We start from the raw sequence: 20,968 nt of genomic DNA on the forward strand, positions 1-20,968 counted from the left end.
CGCACCCCGCCGGGCCCGGCGGGCGCCGCGGACTCACCCGGCGGAGTGTGAAACACGATCGACTCCGCCGGTTCACGGCGATGGTCTTGGCAAGGGGCGCCAGGAGGCTTACGTTCGTGCCCCCGGGCCTGTTCTACGGGCGTAGAGGACTCTCCCGCGCCACGTCCGCCGCGCAGTGACCCGATCGCCTCCCCGGCCCCGCGGGCCGGGCGTACGAGGAGGGACGCCGTGAACGACCTCTACGACCGTCACCGGGCCGTCCTGCCCGACTGGCTCTCCCTCTACTACGAGGACCCGCTGGAGATCACCCACGGCGAGGGCCGGTACGTCTGGGACGCGGCGGGCCGCCGCTACCTGGACTTCTTCGGCGGGATCCTGACCACCATGACCGCCCACGCGCTGCCCGAGGTCACCAAGGCGGTGAGTGAGCAGGCCGCCAGGATCGTGCACTCCTCGACCCTCTACCTCAACCGGCCCATGGTCGAACTGGCCGAACGCATCGCCCAGTTGAGCGGCATCCCGGACGCCCGGGTGTTCTTCACCACCTCCGGCACCGAGGCCAACGACACCGCGCTGCTGCTGGCCACCGCCCACCGGCGCAGCAACACGGTCCTGGCCATGCGCAACAGCTACCACGGCCGCTCCTTCAGCGCGATCGGCATCACCGGCAACCGCTCCTGGTCGCCCAGCTCCCTCTCCCCGCTCCAGACGCTCTACGTCCACGGCGGCGTCCGCACCCGCGGCCCCTTCGCCCACCTGGACGACGCCGGGTTCGTCGCGGCCTGCGTCGAGGACCTCAGGGACCTCCTCGGCCACACCCGGCCGCCCGCCGTGCTGATCGCCGAACCGATCCAGGGTGTCGGCGGCTTCACCTCCCCGCCCGACGGCCTGTACGCGGCCTTCCGCGAGGTCCTCGCGGAGCACGGCGTCCTGTGGATCGCCGACGAGGTGCAGACCGGCTGGGGCCGCACCGGCGACCACTTCTGGGGCTGGCAGGCGCACGGCCGCAGCGGACCGCCGGACATCGTCACCTTCGCCAAGGGCATCGGCAACGGCATGTCCATCGGCGGGGTGATCGCCCGCGCCGAGATCATGAACTGCCTGGACGCCCACAGCATCTCCACCTTCGGCGGCACCCAGATCACCATGGCCGCGGGCCTCGCCAACCTCGACCACCTGCTCGATCACGACCTCCAGGGCAACGCGCGCCGGGTCGGCGGCCTGCTCATCGAACGGCTGCGGGCCGTCGCCGCCCGGCTGCCCGGCGTACGCGAGGTGCGCGGCCGGGGACTCATGATCGGCGTCGAACTGGTCAGACCCGGCACCGACGAGGCCGACCCGCGGGCGGCCGCCGCCGTGCTGGAGGCGGCCCGCGAACGCGGCCTGCTCATCGGCAAGGGCGGCGGCCACGCCACCAGCGCCCTGCGCATCGCCCCGCCGCTGTCGCTGACCGTCGCGGAGGCCGAGGAGGGCGCCGCCCTGCTGGAGGACGCGCTGCGCGCGGCGTACTGAACGCACCCGCGGCCTCCGGCCGGGACCCGGCCGGGGGAGGAGCGCCGCGGGAAGGACGAGAAAGAGGGGAGTGTCGCCCATGACCACCGCCCCCGACGGACCCCTGACCGCCCCCGGCGGATCCTTGGCCGCCCCCGGCGGGCCCTTGGCCGCCCCCGGCCGATCCCCGACCGCCCCCGATCGCTCCCCGACGGCCCCCGACCGCCCCGGCCCGGCCCCCCGGACGGCGCCGGAGGCCGCCCTGTCCGTGCGCCAGGTGCTCACCCTGGAACGGGTCCTCGCCGGGGAGCCGGAGGTGGTGGCGGGCGCGGACCGGCTCGACCGGCCGGTGCGCTGGGTGCATGTCGCCGAGGCGGCGGACGTCGGCGTGATGCTCAGCGGCGGCGAGATGGTCCTCACCACCGGGGTGCTGCTCGCCGGGGACGAGGAGAAGCAGGCCGAGTACATCCGCTCGCTGCACCGGGCGGACGCCGCCGCCGTGGTCCTCGGCCTCGGCCGGGCCTTCCCCGCGCCGCCCGACGTGATGCGCCGCGCCGCCGAGCGGTGCGGGCTGCCGCTGGTCGTCCTGCACCGGCCCTTCCCGTTCGCCGAGCTGACCGAGGAGGTGCAGTCCCGGCTGGTGCGGCAGAAGTTCGCCTCGGTCAGCCTCTCGGAGGCGGTGCGCACCGCGCTCACCGCGCTGATCACCGCGGGCGCCCCGCTCCAGGCGCTGCTCGACGAGATCGCCCAGCACAGCGCCTGCCCCGTCGTCGTCACCAACCTCGCCCACCGGGTGCTCGCCACGGCCGGGGAGCGCTCGGCGGTCGACGATGTGCTGCGCGACTGGGAGCGGATCGCCCGGCAGGCCGGCGGCAGCGAGGGCGACGGCTGGATCCGCGCCGGGCTCGGCGGGCGCGGGGAGATCTGGGGCCGGCTGGTGCTCTGCGGCCACCGCGGCGAGGCCGCCACCGGGCGGCTGCTGGCCGACCGCGCGGCCGAGGCCCTGGTCCTGCACCGCATGCTCGGCGGCCACGGCGGCGGCACCTGGGAGGAGCAGTCCGCGCAGAGCCTGCTGACCGACCTGGTCGGCGAGGCCGTACCGGCACGGCAGCTGCTGCCCCGGGCGCGGGCGGCCGGACTGCCCGTCAACCGGCGCACCTTCGTGCCCCTGGTGGCGCGCGGCGCCGAACCGGCCGGCCTCGACCGGCTGCTGCGCCTGCTGGGCCTGCCCGGACTCGTCGCCGAGCTGTCCGACGGCCTCACCGCGATCCTCCTCAGCCTGCCCCGCGACCAGGACGCCGACGCCCTCACCGCCCACTTCGCGGCCCGTCTGCACCGGGAGGCGGCCGGGCCGGGACCGGTGGCCGGACCGGACGGCGGCGCACCGCTGCCGCCGGGCCACGAGCCGGATCCCGGCGCGGCGCGGGCGCCGCGGGCGGGCGGGGCGTCGGGCCGGGTGCGGGCCGTGGTCGCCGCGGCGGACGCCCGGACCGACTGGGACGAGGTGCCCGCCGGACTGCGCGAAGCCCGGCACGTGGCGGACGCGGTGGCGGACTCCGCCACGGCGCGCGACCTGCCGCCCGTCGTCCGGCTCGGCGACGTCCATCTGCGCGGCCTGATGCGGCTGCTGCGCGACGACCCGCGGGTCCAGTCCTTCGCCGAACGGGAACTGGACGGACTCCTGTGCGCGGCCACCGCCACAGGCACCGCCCACGACCTGCTGGACGTCCTGCGCACCTACCTCGCCACCGGCCGCAACAAGTCCCGCACCGCCCGCCTGCACCACGTCTCGCGGCCCGCCCTGTACCGCCGTCTGGAAGCCATACAGGCCCGCCTCGGGGTGGACCTCGACGACTTCGAGCAGGCCGCGTCCGTGCACATCGCGCTCCTCGCGCATGATGCGCAGCAGCGCTGAACGGCAGCGCATCCCGTGACGACCAGGGGAAACGGCGGTGGGACATGGGACGGCGCCGGGGTGACACCGTGGCACGCCCCGCCCGCGCGGACGTGACACCGTGCACCTCAAAACCGGGCCCGCCGCCTCCCTACGCTCACCCCACACCGACCGAGCAGCGGAGGTCCCGATGAGCCGAGTGATCCGTGCCGCCCTCTTCCAGGCCGCCTGGACCGGCGACAAGGAGTCCATGATCAGGGCGCACGAACAGGCGGCCCGCGACGCGGCCGCCCAGGGCGCCCAGATCCTGTGCTTCCAGGAGCTGTTCTACGGCCCGTACTTCTGCCAGGTGCAGGATCCCGCGTTCTACGAGTACGCCGAGCGGATCCCCGACGGCCCCACCGTCCGGCGCTTCCAGGAACTCGCCCGCGAACTGAACCTGGTCCTCGTCCTGCCGATGTACGAGGAGGAGCAGCCCGGCGTCCTCTACAACACCGCGGCCGTGCTCGACGCCGACGGCAGCTACCTCGGCAAGTACCGCAAGACCCACATCCCGCAGGTGCACGGCTTCTGGGAGAAGTTCTACTTCCGCCCCGGCAACAGCGGCTGGCCCGTCTTCGACACCGCCGTCGGCAAGGTCGGCGTCTACATCTGCTACGACCGGCACTTCCCCGAGGGCTGGCGGGCGCTGGGCCTGTCCGGCGCCGAGATCGTCTTCAACCCCTCGGCCACCTCCCGCGGCCTGTCCGGCTACCTGTGGCAGCTGGAGCAGCCCGCCGCCGCCGTCGCCAACGAGTACTTCGTCGGCGCGATCAACAGGGTCGGCATCGAGGAACTGGGCGACGACGACTTCTACGGCACCTCCTACTTCGTCGACCCCGAGGCCCAGTTCGTCGGCGAGGTGGCGAGCGACAAGGAGTCCGAACTCCTCGTGCGCGACCTGGACCTGGCCAAGCTGCGCGAGGTCCGCGACCGCTGGCAGTTCTACCGCGACCGGGCGCCGGGCGCGTACACGCCGCTGACCGCGCCCTGACCGGCGCCCCGGACCCGCCGTGCCCGCACGACCGGAAGGAGAGGGAGCATGAGCCGTACCGTCATCCGCGGCGGCCTCGTCGTCACCGCCGCCGACGAGATCCACGCCGACGTCCTGATCGAGGACGGCCGCATCGCCGCGCTCGCCGCCACCGGCACCCCGGCCGCCGAGGCGTTCACCGCCGAACGGACCCTCGACGCCACCGGCAAGTACGTCATCCCGGGCGGCGTCGACGGCCACACCCACATGGAGATGCCCTTCGGCGGCACCTACGCCTCCGACACCTTCGAGACCGGCACCCGCGCCGCCGCCTGGGGCGGCACGACCACCGTCGTGGACTTCGCGATCCAGACCAAGGGCGGCACCCTGCGCGAGGGACTGGACGCCTGGCACGCCAAGGCCGAGGGCAACTGCGCCATCGACTACGGCTTCCACATGATCGTCTCCGATGTGCGCGAGGAGACGCTCAAGGAGATGGACCTGCTGGTGGAGGAGGGGGTGACCTCCTTCAAGCAGTTCATGGCCTACCCCGGCGTCTTCTACAGCGACGACGGGCAGATCCTGCGCGCCATGCAGCGGGCCGCCGACAACGGCGGGCTGATCATGATGCACGCCGAGAACGGCATCGCCATCGACGTCCTGGTCGAACAGGCCCTCGCCCGTGGCGAGAGCGACCCGCGCTTCCACGGCGAGGTCCGCAAGGCCCTGCTGGAGGCCGAGGCCACCCACCGCGCGATCCGGCTGGCGCAGGTGGCGGGCGCGCCGCTGTACGTCGTGCACGTCTCGGCGCGCGAGGCGGTCGCCGAGCTGACCCGGGCCCGCGACGAGGGGCTGCCCGTCTTCGGAGAGACCTGCCCGCAGTACCTGTTCCTGTCCACCGACAACCTCGCCGAGCCGGACTTCGAGGGCGCCAAGTACGTGTGCAGCACCCCGCTGCGGCCCCGGGACCACCAGGCCGCCCTGTGGCGCGGGCTGCGCTCCGACGACCTCCAGGTGGTCTCCACCGACCACTGCCCGTTCTGCTTCAGCGGCCAGAAGGAGCTGGGCCGCGGCGACTTCTCCAGGATCCCCAACGGGCTGCCGGGCGTGGAGAACCGCATGGACCTGCTCCACCAGGCCGTCGTCGACGGCCATCTCACGCGCCGCCGCTGGATCGACATCGCCTGCGCCGCCCCGGCCCGGATGTTCGGCCTGTACCCGAAGAAGGGCACCCTCGCGCCCGGCGCCGACGCCGACGTCGTCATCTACGACCCGCACGCCGAACAGGTCATCTCCGCGCGCACCCACCACATGAACGTCGACTACTCGGCGTACGAGGGCCGGCGCGTCACCGGCCGGGTGGAGACCGTCCTGTCGCGCGGCGAGCCCGTCATCACCGAGCGCGCGTACACCGGACACGCCGGACACGGCGTCTACACCCCGCGCTCCACCTGCCAGTACCTCGACTAGGAGCGGTGCCCATGGACTTCGGACTCGTCCTCCAGACCGACCCGCCGGCCTCCCGTGTCATCGACCTGATGCGGCGCGCCGAGGAGAACGGTTTCCGCTACGGCTGGACCTTCGACTCCGCCGTGCTCTGGCAGGAACCGTTCGTCATCTACAGCCAGATCCTGGCGCGGACCCGGCACCTGACCGTCGGCCCGATGGTCACCAACCCCTCCACCCGCACCTGGGAGGTGACCGCCTCCACCTTCGCCACCCTCAACGACATGTTCGGCAACCGCACGGTCTGCGGCATCGGACGCGGCGACTCCGCGATGCGCGTGGCCGGCCGCAAGCCCAACACCCTGGCCCGGATCAGCGAGGCCATGAAGGTCATCCGGGCGCTCGGCAGGGGAGAGGAGGCCGACCTCGGCGGCACGGTCGTCCGGTTCCCCTGGATCCGTCCGGGCGCCGAGGTGCCCGTCTGGATGGCGGCGTACGGGCCCAAGGCCCTGAAGATGACCGGTGAGGAGGCCGACGGCTTCATCCTCCAGCTCTCCGACCTCTATCTCACCGAGTACATGGTCAAGGCGGTCAAGGACGCCGCGGCCGCCGCCGGACGCGACCCGGCCGAGGTGCGGATCTGCGTGGCCGCCCCCGCCTACGTCACCGACGACGACTCGCCCGCCGCGCTCGCCCACGCCCGCGACCAGTGCCGGTGGTTCGGCGGGATGGTCGGCAACCACGTCGCCGACCTGGTCTCCCGCTACGGCGAGCACTCCGCCGCCGTGCCCGCGGCGCTCACCGACTACATCAAGGCCCGCCAGGGCTACGACTACGCCCACCACGGGCGCAGCGGCAACCCGGACACCGAGTTCGTGCCCGACGAGATCGTCGACCGGTTCTGCGTCATCGGCCCGGCCGAACGGCACATCGAGAAGCTGAACGCACTGCGCGACCTGGGCGTCGACCAGTTCGCCCTGTACGCCATGCACGACGCGCGCGAAGCCGTGATCGACGCGTACGGCCGCGAGGTCATCCCCGCCGTCGACCCCAGATAGCCCGCACTCCTGCCGACCGGGAGCACCCCATGACCGACACCGCATCCCCGGGCATACCGCCGTCCACCCAGGTCACCCTGCCCGACGGGCGGGTGGAACTCGCCCCCGGCACCGCGCCGCCCACCGGCCGTTACGCCAACGCCGACCTGCTCCCGGTCCCGGTGGCGGGGCGCACCTGGACCACCTACAACTTCTCCGCCCTGTGGGTCGGCATGGCCCACAACACGGCCTCCTGGACCCTCGCCTCCGGGCTGATCGCCGTCGGCATGGACTGGAAGCAGGCGGTGTTCACCATCGCCGCGGCCAATCTGATCGTGCTGGTGCCGATGCTGCTCACCGGCCACGCCGGACCGCGCTACGGCATCCCGTTCCCGGTGTTCGCGCGTGCCTCCTTCGGTGTGCGCGGCGCCAACCTGCCCGCCGTGGTACGGGCGTTGGTGGCGTGCGGCTGGTTCGGCATCCAGACCTGGATCGGCGGCGAGGCGATCTATCTGCTGGCCGGGAAGCTGATCGGCGACGGCTGGACGGACGCCTCCCGCGTGGGCGGGTACGCCTGGACGATGTGGCTGTCGTTCGCGGTGTTCTGGGCGATCCAGGTGGCGATCATCCACCGGGGTATGGACACCATCCGCCGGTTCGAGAACTGGGCTGCGCCGTTCGTCCTGGTCGGCGCGTTCGTGATGCTGTGGTGGATGAGCGTCGAGGCCGGCGGCTTCGGCCCGCTCTTCGACCAGCCCTCCAAGCTGGGCTGGGGAGCGGACTTCTGGAAGCTGTTCGCCCCCTCCCTGATGGGCATGATCGGCTTCTGGTCGACGCTGTCCCTGAACATCCCGGACTTCACCCGCTACGGCAGGAGCCAGCGGGCGCAGACCTGGGGACAGGCCCTCGGACTGCCCACCACCATGACGCTGTTCGCGTTCCTGTCGGTGCTGGTCACCTCCGGTTCGCAGGCGGTGTACGGCGAACCGGTCTGGGACCCGGTGCAGTTGGCGGCGAAGACGGACAACGTGGCCGGACTGCTGTACGCGCTGGTGACCGTGCTGGTGGCGACGCTCTCGGTGAACATCGCCGCCAACCTGGTCTCCCCGGCGTTCGACTTCTCCAACGTGGCGCCGCGCAAGGTGAGTTTCCGTACCGGCGCCCTGATCACGGCGGTGCTCGCGGTGGTGATCTGCCCGTGGAAGCTGTACGCCGACCCGCAGGGCTACATCTTCACCTGGCTGGGTCTGGTGGGCGGGCTGCTCGGCACGGTGGCGGGCATCCTCGTCGCCGACTACTGGGTGGTGCGCCGCTGCCGCCTGGCGCTGGCCGACCTGTACCGCGCGGGCGGGCGCTACTGGTACGCGGGCGGCTGGAACTGGCGGGCGGTCACCGCCTTCGCGGTGGGCGGGGTGCTGGCCGTCGGCGGCGCCGACTTCCATCCGCTCGTCGACGGGCGGCCGGTCCCGGCGCTGCGGCCGCTGGCCGACTACGGCTGGGCGGTGGGCCTGGGCACCTCGGCCGCGCTGTACCTGCTGCTGACCCTGCCCGGACTGCGCCGCCGGACCGCGGGACAGGAGGCGCAGGAGGTGCGGGAGGCGCGGGAGGCCGGGTGAGAGACGGCGTGCGGCCGGGCGGTCGGTCCTCAGTTCCCCTGGGACCGGCTGCCCAGCAGTGCGGCCACCGCCTCCTTGGCCGCCTTGATGGCGCCCTTGTTGATCACGTCGGTGTCGGGGGCCTTCTTCGACTCGAAGTCGCTGCCGTTGTACGTCACGACCACCAGCGCGTTGGCGGCCCGCACCAGGACCACGCCCTCCCGGGTCTGCTGCTTGTCCTCGGTGGTGAGGTTCACGACGGAGTACGCGGCGTCGCCGAGACCGGGCACCGCGCCGCCGCCGCTCTTCTCACCGGTCCGCTGCTGATAGGCGGTGGTCGCCGCCTCCTGGGACCGCATCACCTCGAAGGACACGTCCAGCCAGCGGTAGTCGTAGCCCTTGAGCGCGTTCCAGGAGCAGGTGCGGCGGACGTTCCTGTCTGTCGAGGCGATCTCCTTGCCCGCCGTCTTCGCCCCCGGCACCAGGGCCCCGACGGTCTTCGCCGAGACGGCGGTGCACGGCGCGGGAGCCGTCGTGTAGACGGCGGCACCGGCGGACGAGGACGGCGCGGAGGAGGGTCCGGGCGCACCGGACGAGGAGGCCGACCGGGTGCCGGTCGCGCCGGCCCCCGCTCCGCCCGCCTCGGGCCCGTCGTCGGACGGGGAAGCCAGCGGGCCGGACGTCAGCGCCCAGCCGGCACAGGCGAGGACGACGACCGGGGCCAGTCGCGCGGACAGCGCGAGCGGCAGGGGGAGTTCACGCACGGCACACTTCTCGTGTGGGGGGACGGACGATGCGGGGGCCGTCCGGATGGTGGACGGGACGACAGTGTCACACGCCCGCCTGTGCGGCGGAAGTGCCAACTCGCTCCGTGCCCGCCCGGTCACGGAGCCCGGCACCGGCGGCCTCCCGGAGGGCAACCGGGACGGGCCCTCCGGTCAGCGTGTCACGGCACGCGCGCCGTGCGTGTCACGGCACGCGCGCCGTCCACTCGGGCCCGCCGAACTTCGTGCGCGCCAGCTCCTGGGCGCGGGCCAGCTCCTCGCCGGTCACCTTGCCCGCCGTCAGGCCGTACCGGCCGTCGAAGGACTCGATCATCCGCCGGATGACGGCCTCGCGCGCCAGACCGGTCTGCCGACGCAGCGGATCCACCCGCTTCTTCGCGCTCCGCGTGCCCTTGTCGGACAGCTTCTCCCGCCCGATGCGCAGCACTTCGAGCATCTTGTCGGCGTCGATGTCGTACGACATGGTCACGTGGTGCAGCACGGCACCGGGGCCGCCGTCCGGCCCGACGACCCGCTTCTGCGCCGCCCCCGCGATCTTGCCCTGGTCGGTGGCGATGTCGTTCAACGGCTGGTACCAGGCGCGGATGCCCATGTCACCGAGGGCGCCGAGCACCCAGTCGTCCAGGTAGGCATAGCTGTCCTGGAAGGACAGCCCCTGCACCAGCGCCTCGGGCACCGAGAGGGAGTAGGTGATGGTGTTGCCGGGCTCGACGAAGGGCGGCCGGGGAGGACACTACGATCCCTGAACGGGGCCGACAGTGGCCGCGAGCTCTTCGCCTCCGCGGCTGATGTGGGACCTGCACCGGGGCGAGCAAGCAGTAGCGGTTGCTGGTAGGAAACCAGGAAAGAGAAGACTCAAGCGGAACCGGCTGACGATATAGTGAGGGAGCGCTTCGACCTGCACAGTTGCACTACCGGCCGGTTGCTGCAGTCTTCCTTGCCGAGAGTTTTGCGAGAGCAGACGCGACCTGCGGCTTTACCCTCGGGTCGCTGATCAACCCTGGAGGGTTCGGAACACGGTGTACGTGGTCGCCTCACGGACGAGACGGCGCGTCGCTGATCAACCCTGGAGGGTTCGGAACGACGCTCCCGCGCGTGGATCTCCAACATGCTCGGAGGTCGCTGATCAACCCTGGAGGGTTCGGAACCGTGATCGCGTCGGTGACGATCCGGGCGAACGGCTCGTCGCTGATCAACCCTGGAGGGTTCGGAACATGGTCGCCGCGCTGGCGAAGGTGTCGAACCGGGAGGTCGCTGATCAACCCTGGAGGGTTCGGAACGTGCACGCCCACACGATCTTGTGCCCATCCGCGCGGAGTCGCTGATCAACCCTGGAGGGTTCGGAACCCGAGACCGATCCGGCAGCGTCGCAGATTCTTGCGTCGCTGATCAACCCTGGAGGGTTCGGAACCGCTCCTCACCACGGAGACCGGGAAGCCGGTCGGGAGTCGCTGATCAACCCTGGAGGGTTCGGAACACCTCCGGCACCTCCGCGAGGTGGGTGATGACGACGGGTCGCTGATCAACCCTGGAGGGTTCGGAACAGCGAGTCCGCGCCGAGCCACGATAGCAGCGCCGGTCGCTGATCAACCCTGGAGGGTTCGGAACGCCATCGGGCCGCCCTCGACGTCACCGCCGACCCCGGTCGCTGATCAACCCTGGAGGGTTCGGAACCCCGGCGGAGATCACGATCAGAGAGCAGCACCCCCGGCCGCTGATCAACCCTGGAGGGTTCGGAACCCCTCCGCGCCCAGGCCGCTGTCCTCGACGCTCGTCTGGCCGCTGATCAACCCTGGAGGGTTCGGAACGCGGGGGCAGCAAGTGACGAACAAGCTCGTCCAGCTCGTCGCTGATTAACCCTGGAGGGTTCGGAACGTGATGTCGGTGCGGGAGACCGCGACGATGCCGTGGGTCGCTGATCAGCCCTGGAGGGTTGGGAACGGCCACCTTGTGCCGGTGGTGAAGCTTCCGATGCTGTCGGTGAGCAACCCTGGAATGTCTGGCCATGGCTTCATGGAGCTCACTCGAGGCCAACCCAATCGGGCCGCTTATACCATCTTTCCTGGCTCATTACTGGGATTATCAGGTTCTCCTCCTGTTTGAGAAACAACCCTCGGTACGGTGCGAAGCGATATGGCGGCAGCAGGCCGGGTGCTCCCCGGCGGAGCTGGCCTTGGGTTGAACGCATGGATGCGGAGAGCTCGTGAGAATCAGGGTGGACGTCGAGACGGACGTGCCCTTTCTGGGCTGGAAGGATGTGCACGGTCCGGCGCGTGCTGTCATGTATGGGTTGCTGGGAGAACAGGATCCGCAACTGGCTCGTGCTTTGCACGACAAGGGGTGGCAGGGACACTCGCTGCGTCCGTTGGGGATGACGAGTCCGCAATTCAGGGGAGCGCCGCGGAAGAAGGGCGTCTATACGACGTCGCGGGACGGGGCGATCTGGTTCGGGTCGCCGGTGCCGCAGATCGCCTCGGCACTCATCGCGGCACTGGCCGGTCGGACCGACCTCGTGTGGGGGGCTGCGAGGCTGCGGGTCCGGGGCTTTGCGCTGGATGTTCCCGAACCGGCAGTGGTGGGTCCGGGCGCGTCGGTTGAGTGGGAGACCCGTACACCGGTGGTGCTCAAGCACGAGGACCGGTATGTCCTGCCGAGTGACGCTCCGTTCCTGGACTGTCTTCGGCACAACCTGGTGCACAAGGCGGATGTGCTCCGTCTGCCGGCGCCGCAGGACGTACGAGTACTGGAGGCGGGGCCCCGGCGCCGGTTCACCGTTCGAGGCGCGCCGCGAATCGGCGCGAAGGTGCGGGTCGGTCTGGTGGGAGATCCGCGGTTTCTGGACGCATTGAGGTCGTGGGGGCTGGGACTGGATACCGTCCAGGGGTTCGGATGGATTCGGTGAGCGGCACAGCGGTCGTGCCGGGTGTGCTGACCGCGACGGGGCATCCGCTACAGCGTGCGGGCGCCTGGGCGGTGGCAGTGCTTGCCCGGCGGGCCGATCCGGAGCAAGTGACTGCTGGCGATCTGGATCGTGTTGCCGCGGTCGTGGTCGAAGATGCCGTGCGAGCGGCGATGGCGGAGAAGAACACCGCTGAGTACGACTGGTGGAAGGTCCTTTTCGCCCTCTACCCGAATTCGAAAGCCACCCACAGCCAGCGGCCGCGCGATGCCGCCGTGCTGCGTGAAGCGCTGACTCCCCTCTTTGCCGCTGATGCGGAGGGCCCGTCGACAGCCGAGTGGCCATGTACTTTCTGCGGTGCACGAGCCGGTGCGGTGTGGGCGAAGTCGACGCTGCCGATGTTCGACACCAACACCGCGTTGAACACGTTGCCGCCCAACGTGCCGGGCTGGCCGGTGTGCCGGGGGTGCCGCATCGCCGCGTGGTCACTGCCGTACGGGGCGTGGGTGACGGCGGGGTCCGTCACGGTGCTGGGTTGTGAAGCCGCGGGAGTGGAGCGGGCGTTCACCGCCCGGAACATTCGTGACGCTCGGCGGATCATGCAGTTGGGGTTCGGTGCGCGCAGAGTTGGTGCCCGCCCGGAACTGAACGCTGTGCGGGCGCTACGTGCGCTGCGTTCCGACGTGCAGGCCGCCGCGACGCTGTGGACGTTCAAGAACGACAACCAGGAACCGTGGTTGCGGGTGGTCAGGACACGCCAGTCCCTCGCGCACTTCCTGGCAGTCGTGGACAGCAACGCCGAACCACGGCGCGGTTGGCGTCTGCTCGAACTGTCCCTGACCAGGCGAGGAACCGACGGCAAGGTGGTGACGAGCGGCCCGGACGAAGCGGCACGGCTGCTGTTCGAAGCCGATGGCAGCCATAGCCGTTCCCTCCTCTGGACTCTCCACCGACTGCTCCATCCGCGAGGGGACTCGTGGAACGTACGAGACCGGACCGCGCTGACCCGGCTAGCCCTTACTTACGCCGAGGAGACCCTGGGGATGAAATCGCGCCTGGAAGCGGTGGCGACGCTGGTCGCGGACTGGATCGAGCACGGCAGCGGCAGCCCGCGGGGTCGGCTGGCGGAGTACCGGCAGGCCGCGTTGAACGACTATCACCTCGGCAGACTCCTGAGCACAGCGCAGTTCCGCCTCACGCTCGACGGAAGGCCGGTGGCGACCGGGCCGGAGGACTGGCAACAGTTCATCGAGCGGCGTCCGCGTGCCTGGGAGCATCGCATGCTGCTGGCCAGTCGGGTCATCCAGCTCATCCAGGAGCGCGGTGTCAAGGTGAGCGACGCGGCGGGCAGCATCGACGACGAGACCGAGCGCCTGGTGGAGCAGCCCATTCTGGAGCCTGCCGACGAGGATCTCGGCGACGAGATGGGGGAGATGTAATGGCGTATCTCACGGGGAAGATGGTTCTCGCCGTGGAGGCGGGAGCACCCAACAACGGCAAGGGCGAGGACACCAAGGCCCGGGTCAAGTACGCCCGCATCCGGGGCCAGTCCTATCCGTACGTGTCCGCGCAAGCCGCACGGCGCTGGATTCGTGACGGCATGGTGGAGCTGGGAGCGGTTCCTTCGCCCGTGACCCGGGTGGGCAAGGCGCAGGGCAAGGCGCAGAAGGCGAACACCGCGGCGAATCCGACCCGTTACGCGGACGATGACCTGTTCGGCTACATGCGTGCCGGGGCGAAGAAGGACGACGCCGCCACCACCCTGCGCGACAGTCCCTTCATGCTGGGCACCCTGCTGTCGGTGGAACCGGTTCGCGTCACCGAGGACTTCGGGGTGATGTCCCGAGGTGTCGTCGAACCCGTGCTGCACGGCCACGAGTTCTATACGGCGGACCTGGCCGCACCGTTTCTTCTTGACGTCCCCAGGATCGGCACGTTCACCGTGCCCGACACCGAGGGTGTCGGCCGACCGAACTACCTCAGCCAGGAAGCCGCGCTCGCTGTCTCCGAGGCAGTTGCCGCGGGAGCGGCGCCGGTCAATTTCCGCCACCAGCCGGCCGTTCGGCTTCCGCTGGAAGAACGCCGGGACCGGGCTGCGCTCTTGCTGGAGGCCCTCGCGCACCTCAGCGGAGGAGCCAAGCAGGCCCTGCATTACGGCGACCGGGTTCCAGCGCTGCTCGTCGTGGTGCCTTTCCAGGGAGGGGTGAATCCGTTCGCCCACTGCATCGACAGCGAGCCGGGGGTCGGCGCGCGCCTACGTGGTGATGTGCTGCGTCAGGAACTGGGCGCGTGGGAGGGGGAGTGGGAGCCTCCGGTGCGGATCGGCTGGCGGCCGGGCTTCCATGATGAGCAGCGACTCGCTTTCGAGAAGGAATGCGCGGAGGAACTCGCCGCCGGCCGGATCGTGATCGATCATCCGCGTACGCTCCTGCTGGAGTTGGCCACCGAGCTACGCGAAGGCCGGCACGACGGCTGGTTCGACGACCCGGCACGGTGAGCGGCGTGACGACGACCGAGTCGGTGTCCGGTGAGCGCGAAGAACCGGTGACTGCCCACCGGGTGCGCTTCTGGGCGCCAGTGGCATCGTTTCGGGACCCGCTGTTCCCCGGCATGGCACACGGGCTTCCTCTGCCGCCGCCGTCCACGGTACGCGGACTGCTGGCGGCTGCCACGGGTGAGCGTGAGGAGACGCTGCCTTTCGGCATGGCGGCATGGGCCGAAGGCGGTGGTGTGGATGCCGAGACCTACCACCCGATCGCCGCGGACGGTCGTAACCCGGCTGTCGCCGGACGCGTCCGGGCCGTCAAGGGAGGTATGACCATCAGAGACCGGCCCTTCCTCGCCCACCTCCACCTCACCCTTTGGCTTCCCGGCGCGGCGGGAGGCCGGGTCGCCGAGGCTTTGGGCAGGCCCCGCTGGCCACTGCGGCTCGGCCGCTCACAGGACCTCGTCCACATCGAAGAGAGCACGCGGACCGTGCTGGAACCGGCTGGGAAGGCGAGCGTCGACCACGCTCTCGCACCGGCTGGCGGGCACACCATTCCCTTCGCCACGGTGCACCGCCTCGCCAGGCACATCTCCTTCGACCGTCTCACCACCCGATGGGACGACTACCTCTGGTGCGATGCGCCCACCGGGGAAGGGGCCGTCCGGAACGCCTGGACGGACGATCAGGGACAGGCCGTATGGTTGCTGACCATCTGAACGGCGGCGATTCCGGAGAAGAGCCGAGAATAGAACCGAGAAAAGGACCGAGAAAAGAACCGGGAGAAGTAGCACCCCAGCCCGGCACTGCTGCTGAAAGTGCTGGTACGGACAGGCAGAGGGCGCTTCCGGGGGGCAGGCGGCCTGACGGCGGGTGTGGTATCTCTCAGCGGGCCCGGAAGCAGGCACGCCGCCTGACGGACGTACGGGCGAAGTCGAAGCCGGCGCACGATCCGGAACGCCTGACCGCTCACTCCCGTACCGTCATGGAGACGGTCCACGACATCCGTGCCCGCATCGGTGACGTCGGCGTGATCGCCTGCGAGCCCGCCTTCTGGACGCGGGTATCCGCGGCCGCGCTGCTTCATGACACCGGAAAGATCGCGGAGGGATTCCAGCGGCAGGTTCTCCCGGGCGGTCCGCCCTGGGGCGAACGTCATGAAGTGCTGTCCCTCGCCTACGTGGACCTCCTCGCACGCGCCGCTTCCTGGAGCGCAGACGACCGGCTCATGATCGCTGTGCTGGTGGCCACCCATCACCGGCCGCTCCACGGAACCGACAACCGACGCCCCGGTCTGGCCTCGAACTACGGTCAGCACACGGACTGGGAGAAAGCCTTCACCCGCATTCAGACGCCGGACGGCGCCACCGTCCCCCAGGTCACTTCTGGAGTCCACCACGAACTGGTCGCCTGGCTCGCCGGCATGCTGGGCGTCGACCCCCCGCCCGCCCCCTCCGACGGACGTACTCTCGCCGACCGGGCCAGAAGCCTCCTCAAGGACCTTCTCGACCACTGGAACGGAGCCCCGCTCCTCGACGTGACAGGCGCGCACCACGGTCCCGCCCGAACCGGAACCGGGCTGCTGGCGGCCCTCGGCCAGGGAGCCCTGACCTTGGCCGACCACGCCGGCTCCGCCCACGTAGCCCTACAGACCCACCTGCCGTTGCCCGCCGATTACGACACCCACCCTCCCCGTCCTCCGTACCCCCACCAGAGGTACGCCGCCCAAGCCGACGGGCACCTCGTACTGACCTCGCCCACCGGAAGCGGCAAGACCGAAGCCGCGCTGGGCTGGGCCGCACACCAGATCCGCTTCATGCCCGGCCTGCCACGCCTCGTGTGGACTCTGCCCTACCGGGCCTCACTGAACGCTGCCCGCGACCGCTTCCGCCGTGACCTGACCGCCGCACCTGGCGAGGAGCTGCCCGACATCGGCCTCCTGCACGGCACCGCCGCCCACACCCTCCTGAGAGAAGCCACCGACGACGAATGCCCCACAGGAACCTCCGACGTCGGCTCCCCGGGGACACAGCAGTCGGGCCGGGCAGACCCGACCAGGACTATGGCCAAACAGGCCCGCGCACGGGTCAACGCCATGCGCCTGTTCACACAGCGCATGAGAGTGGCCACCCCCCACCAGCTGCTCACGGCCGCACTCGCCGGCCCCAGCCACTCCTCCGTACTGCTGGAACAGGCGAACTCCCTGTTCGTCCTGGACGAACTCCACGCCTACGATCCCCAGACCTTCGGGCGTGTGTGCGCCGCCATGCGCCTGTGGGAAACCCTGGGAAGCCGGATCGCCGTCCTGTCCGCCACACTCGCCCCACCCTTGCTCCGCCTCGTTCAGGAAAGCCTGACCGCTCCCGTGACCCTCGTACGCGCCGCACCCGGTACCGCCCCCGACCGCCACCGCCTGGCCCTGGACCCCGAACCTCTTTCCGCCCCCGCCTCTCTCGACAGGATCCGTAGCTGGCTGCACGAAGGACACAGCGTCCTCGTCGTCGTCAACACCGTCGACCGAGCCCGCACCCTCTTCGAAGAACTCGCCGACGACGCACGGGATGCCTGCCCGGGCGACCCGGATGCCGCCCTGCTGCTCCACTCCCGCTTCCGCCACCAGGATCGCGACACACTGGAACACCGGTTGCTGGCACGTCATCCTGAACGCACGGCTGACGACAGCGTCCGCCGCGGCGGACTTGTCGTTGCCACTCAGGCGGTGGAGGTTTCCCTCCAACTCGACTTCGACCGCGGTGCGGTGGAGAACGCGCCCATCGAAGCAGTCGCCCAGCGCGCCGGACGGGTCAACCGACGAGGCCGCCACCCGGACGGACCCGTCGAGTTCCGAGTCCACCGCACTGAAAGCCACCTGCCCTACGACCAAGGCGCGGTCGACGCCGCATGGCTCGCCCTGACCACCCTTGTCACGGAGGGCACCAGCACCTTCGGTGAACAGGACATCGATCGTCTCCTCCAACTCGCCTACGCCACCGAGTGGGGCGCTGCATGGTCCGACGAAGCACGACGCTGCCGTGACTCCTTTGCCCAGTCCTTCCTCACCTTCGAGGACCCCTTCCACGACCGCAGTGACTACGAAGAGGCGCTCAGCGAGCAGTTCGACGGGGTCGAAGTCCTGTGGCGGCCCGACGAAGACACCTATCGCCGCCTCATCAAAGGGCCCCAGGGAGACCCGCTTCTCGCCGCGCGGCTCCTTGTCCCTCTGCGCTACCGCCAGCTCAAGCCATTCGAAGCCGCCTTCGACCGTGACCTCAGCCTGTACATCACCGACGGCGAATACGACTGTGTCCTCGGCCTCCGCCGACCTACCGCTCCGGAGACCGTCCTGTGACTCACGCCGACCCCGAAGAATCGATCAGCACTCCCACCGCCGAACGCGCTCGTCCGGATCACGGAAACGACAACCCGGAAGAGAGCAGCCCCGTCGGCGGAGTCCACATCAAGTACCTCCATCACTGCCCCCGGCAACTCTGGCTCTACGCCCGCGGCTATCGGCCCGAACAGCGCAGTGACCTGGTCGCCTTCGGAGAGACGGTCGACGCGACGACGTTCACCCGCCGTCGGGACGTGGACCTCGGCGAAGCCAAGATCGACTGGGTCACCGCTGGTGCCGTCGTCCATGAGACGAAGTCCTCCCGCACCCGCTCTCCTGCGCACGCCGCACAGGTCCGCCACTACTGCCTGCTCCTGGAACGACGAGGGATCGGTGTACGCGGCGGAGTCGTCCATTACCCCCTGATCCGACGGACCACGGACGTCCCCTGGGATGCCGAAGCCCGCTCCGAGGCCCTCGCCTCAGAAGGCCGAGCCCGGCACGTCATCGCCGCCGGCGAGGCACCGGATCGCCTCGCGCGCTCAGCCTGCCGGGGGTGTTCATACCGCGACTACTGCTGGGGAGACTGAGTGCCCGCCGCCACCCGCACCTACTGGCTCACCGAACCCTGCCGCATCCGCAGAGAAGACAACAGCATTCGCATCGAACGAGTCGACGGAGCACCGGTCCGCATCCCGGTGACCGACATCCAGGACCTCGTCATTTTCGACCACGTGGACATCAACACCTCGGTCATGTCCCTCCTCAGCCGCAGCGGCATCACCCTTCATGTTCTCGACCATTACGGCAACCACGCCGGACACTTCGCTCCGGCCGAATCCATGGCCTCCGCCGCGGTCGTCCGCCGACAGGTCGAGATCACCGCTGATCACACCCGGCGCATGACCATCGCACGAGCCCTCGTCCACGCCACGGCACAAAACCTCCGCTGGGCCCTCGACACCGATCTCCTGAACCCGGCCTTGGAGAGTCTGAGCACCAAACTGCCCGACTGCGACGATCCGGACGCCGTCATGGGGCAGGAAGGCAACTTCCGCCGGACTGCCTGGGCAGTCCTCGACACACAGCTTCCCGCTTGGCTCCGACTCAACGGGCGTACCCGGCGTCCTCCCACCAATGCAGGCAACGCGTTTGTCAGCTACCTCAACAGCATTGTCTACGCACGGGTTCTCACCGCGCTGCGCAGCACCCCCCTCCACCCTGCCATCGGCTTCCTCCACGCCGACACCGACCGGCGACGCAACACCCTCGCCCTCGACCTTGCCGAACCTTTCAAACCCCTTTTCACCGAACGCCTGCTGCGCCGCGCAGCGGCATAGAAGACACTCAAACCCAGTGATTTCGAGACCGATGTGGGCCGTGCCTCCCTCAGCAGGGACGGCCGCAAGAAGGTGGCAGGCATGGTCAAGGAAGAACTCGCCGCCAGCGTCCACCACCGCTCCCTCAAACGGAAAGTCTCCTACGAGGAACTCATCCATCTGGAAGCACTCAAACTCGTCCGCCTGTGCCTGGAAGACAAGCCGTACAAGCCCTTCCGGCCGTGGTGGTGAACGTCCGTGTTCGTCATCCTTGTGTACGACACCGCTGCTGAGCGGAACCCGAAAGTCCTCAAAACCTGCCGCAAGTACCTTCACTGGACCCAACGCAGCGTCTTCCAGGGCCAACTCTCCGCAGCCCAGTACCGCTCCCTCATGGCAGCTCTCACCGCCGTCATCGACACCGACTACGACAGCATCGTCACGTACACCGCGAGATCCCCGGAACTGATCGACTCCCACACGCTCGGCGTCGATCTCGGAGGCCCAGGAGACATCCTCTGACCTGGTCACATGCACTACCGTCGGACCGCTGCAGAATGGAAGACGAGAGCTTGCCGTCTTGCTGCTGTGAGCTGTGGCTTTACCGTCGGGTCGGTGATCAACCCTGGAGGGTTCGGAACATGGCTGACGGCTGGGCGCAGTACGGCTACGCCACCGTCGGTGATCAACCCTGGAGGGTTCGGAACAGCATGGGACAAGGACGGCATGTGGATCGCGGGCGTCGGTGATCAACCCTGGAGGGTTCGGAACGCGGTCGGCGCCTCGGGCGGCAACTTCCGGATGCTCGTCGGTGATCAACCCTGGAGGGTTCGGAACGCGCCACCGTCGCCGACCTCGCGGTCGTGGTCTTCCTGTCGGTGATCAACCCTGGAGGGTTCGGAACCGGATGGCGTGCGTCAGGGCGGCGAGGACGCGGCCGAGTCGGTGATCAACCCTGGAGGGTTCGGAACGCGGCCTGGCGGGAGTGGGCCGAGAGGGTCTACCGTCGGTGATCAACCCTGGAGGGTTCGGAACGCGGCGGTCATGCTGCTGCCCCTGCCGGACGGGTCGGTGATCAACCCTGGAGGGTTCGGAACACGCCTGTGTCCCCCATCTTGACGTCGAGCTTGGGCAGTCGGTGATCAACCCTGGAGGGTTCGGAACCACGGTCCACCGCAGGCGCCTCGCCCTCGATGCCCGTCGGTGATCAACCCTGGAGGGTTCGGAACACTTACGGAGCGACCCGCGCACTACGACTGAGGAGACGTCGGTGATCAACCCTGGAGGGTTCGGAACGGGCCCGCGTAGACCTGCGCGGTAGACACGGTGATCGTGTCGGTGATCAACCCTGGAGGGTTCGGAACACGAACAGGCGGTCAGGAGGTACAGGGAGCGGGTCGAGTCGGTGATCAACCCTGGAGGGTTCGGAACGCAACCCCGACGTCACCATGGTCTCCACCGTCCTGGGTCGGTGATCAACCCTGGAGGGTTCGGAACCACATAGAGGTGCGATCAACGCCCCTGGTGTGACGTCGGTGATCAACCCTGGAGGGTTCGTGAACGCGATATCGGGCATGGGGCGCCGACTGGATCGACGACCTGGACCCTTCATCTGAACGAAAACCGCCGACGAGATCCTCGACAGAGTCGACGCCCGCTGCAAGAGAATCTCCG

16 protein-coding genes, 1 pseudogene and 2 CRISPR repeat arrays are annotated in these 20,968 nt (G+C 69.7%); of the genes and pseudogenes, 15 read left to right on the top strand and 2 right to left on the bottom strand.

Going from position 1 to position 20,968, the window contains the following annotated elements:
• Nucleotides 1-228: 228 nt before the first annotated feature.
• The 6 genes from B086_RS0138005 (at nt 229) to B086_RS41725 (ending at nt 8,496) form a co-directional block, all read left to right on the top strand.
• Nucleotides 229-1,512 carry an aspartate aminotransferase family protein gene (locus tag B086_RS0138005; protein ID WP_018571680.1) on the top strand — a complete coding sequence of 428 codons (1,284 nt, stop codon included), beginning with the start codon at nt 229-231 and terminating at the stop codon, nt 1,510-1,512.
• 79 nt (nt 1,513-1,591) lie between these two features.
• Nucleotides 1,592-3,406 carry a PucR family transcriptional regulator gene (locus B086_RS0138010; RefSeq protein ID WP_018571681.1) on the top strand — a complete coding sequence of 605 codons (1,815 nt, stop codon included), beginning with the start codon at nt 1,592-1,594 and terminating at the stop codon, nt 3,404-3,406.
• A gap of 169 nt (nt 3,407-3,575) precedes the next feature.
• Nucleotides 3,576-4,418: a nitrilase-related carbon-nitrogen hydrolase gene (locus B086_RS0138015; protein ID WP_026253201.1), complete on the top strand. Its 843-nt coding sequence runs from the start codon at nt 3,576-3,578 to the stop codon at nt 4,416-4,418.
• Between the two features lie 48 nt (nt 4,419-4,466).
• On the top strand, nt 4,467-5,867 hold the full coding sequence (gene hydA / locus B086_RS0138020) for a dihydropyrimidinase (protein ID WP_018571683.1): 1,401 nt from the start codon (nt 4,467-4,469) through the stop codon (nt 5,865-5,867).
• A gap of 11 nt (nt 5,868-5,878) precedes the next feature.
• Entirely contained in the window at nt 5,879-6,901 is a 1,023-nt protein-coding gene (locus B086_RS0138025; RefSeq protein ID WP_018571684.1) for a TIGR03842 family LLM class F420-dependent oxidoreductase, read from the top strand.
• A gap of 29 nt (nt 6,902-6,930) precedes the next feature.
• Complete coding sequence (locus B086_RS41725) at nt 6,931-8,496, top strand: NCS1 family nucleobase:cation symporter-1 (protein ID WP_018571685.1); 1,566 nt, start codon at nt 6,931-6,933, stop codon at nt 8,494-8,496.
• Between the two features lie 29 nt (nt 8,497-8,525).
• On the opposite strand, the gene B086_RS0138035 is transcribed toward B086_RS41725, so the two are convergent.
• Complete coding sequence (locus B086_RS0138035; protein ID WP_018571686.1) at nt 8,526-9,239, bottom strand: hypothetical protein; 714 nt, start codon at nt 9,237-9,239, stop codon at nt 8,526-8,528.
• 205 nt (nt 9,240-9,444) lie between these two features.
• A pseudogene (locus B086_RS41730) lies at nt 9,445-9,975 on the bottom strand (lipoate--protein ligase family protein); the annotation flags it as partial.
• 271 nt (nt 9,976-10,246) lie between these two features.
• Nucleotides 10,247-11,201: a CRISPR direct-repeat array (repeat unit 30 nt; unit sequence GTCGCTGATCAACCCTGGAGGGTTCGGAAC).
• 274 nt (nt 11,202-11,475) lie between these two features.
• On the opposite strand from B086_RS41730, the gene B086_RS0138045 reads away from it, so the two are divergent.
• The 9 genes from B086_RS0138045 (at nt 11,476) to B086_RS0138080 (ending at nt 19,816) form a co-directional block, all read left to right on the top strand.
• Nucleotides 11,476-12,162 (top strand): CRISPR-associated endoribonuclease Cas6, encoded by a 687-nt coding sequence (locus tag B086_RS0138045; RefSeq protein WP_234029439.1) that lies wholly within the window; start codon nt 11,476-11,478, stop codon nt 12,160-12,162.
• Nucleotides 12,159-13,598, top strand: coding sequence for a hypothetical protein (locus B086_RS0138050; RefSeq protein ID WP_420712619.1), 1,440 nt, complete (start codon nt 12,159-12,161; stop codon nt 13,596-13,598). Before B086_RS0138045 ends, B086_RS0138050 begins: the two co-directional genes overlap by 4 nt.
• Nucleotides 13,598-14,656, top strand: a complete 1,059-nt coding sequence (gene cas7i, locus B086_RS0138055) for a type I-B CRISPR-associated protein Cas7/Cst2/DevR (protein ID WP_018571690.1) — start codon at nt 13,598-13,600, stop codon at nt 14,654-14,656. Before B086_RS0138050 ends, cas7i begins: the two co-directional genes overlap by 1 nt.
• Nucleotides 14,657-14,661: 5 nt before the next feature.
• Complete coding sequence (cas5, locus tag B086_RS41735; RefSeq protein WP_199790815.1) at nt 14,662-15,363, top strand: CRISPR-associated protein Cas5; 702 nt, start codon at nt 14,662-14,664, stop codon at nt 15,361-15,363.
• 194 nt (nt 15,364-15,557) lie between these two features.
• Nucleotides 15,558-17,993 (top strand): CRISPR-associated helicase Cas3', encoded by a 2,436-nt coding sequence (gene cas3 / locus B086_RS0138065; RefSeq protein ID WP_267880904.1) that lies wholly within the window; start codon nt 15,558-15,560, stop codon nt 17,991-17,993.
• Nucleotides 17,990-18,565, top strand: coding sequence for a CRISPR-associated protein Cas4 (locus tag B086_RS0138070; protein ID WP_018571693.1), 576 nt, complete (start codon nt 17,990-17,992; stop codon nt 18,563-18,565). Before cas3 ends, B086_RS0138070 begins: the two co-directional genes overlap by 4 nt.
• Entirely contained in the window at nt 18,566-19,315 is a 750-nt protein-coding gene (gene cas1 / locus B086_RS41740; protein ID WP_018571694.1) for a CRISPR-associated endonuclease Cas1, read from the top strand.
• A gap of 81 nt (nt 19,316-19,396) precedes the next feature.
• Complete coding sequence (locus tag B086_RS45855; protein WP_018571695.1) at nt 19,397-19,546, top strand: hypothetical protein; 150 nt, start codon at nt 19,397-19,399, stop codon at nt 19,544-19,546.
• 21 nt (nt 19,547-19,567) lie between these two features.
• Nucleotides 19,568-19,816, top strand: coding sequence for a CRISPR-associated endonuclease Cas2 (locus tag B086_RS0138080; RefSeq protein WP_234029448.1), 249 nt, complete (start codon nt 19,568-19,570; stop codon nt 19,814-19,816).
• Nucleotides 19,817-19,905: 89 nt separating this feature from the next.
• A CRISPR array of direct repeats spans nt 19,906-20,855; the repeat unit is 30 nt; unit sequence GTCGGTGATCAACCCTGGAGGGTTCGGAAC.
• The last annotated feature ends 113 nt before the right edge of the window (nt 20,856-20,968 follow it).

This window comes from Streptomyces sp. PsTaAH-124 (genome assembly GCF_000373685.1).
Lineage (GTDB): Bacteria > Actinomycetota > Actinomycetes > Streptomycetales > Streptomycetaceae > Streptomyces > Streptomyces andamanensis.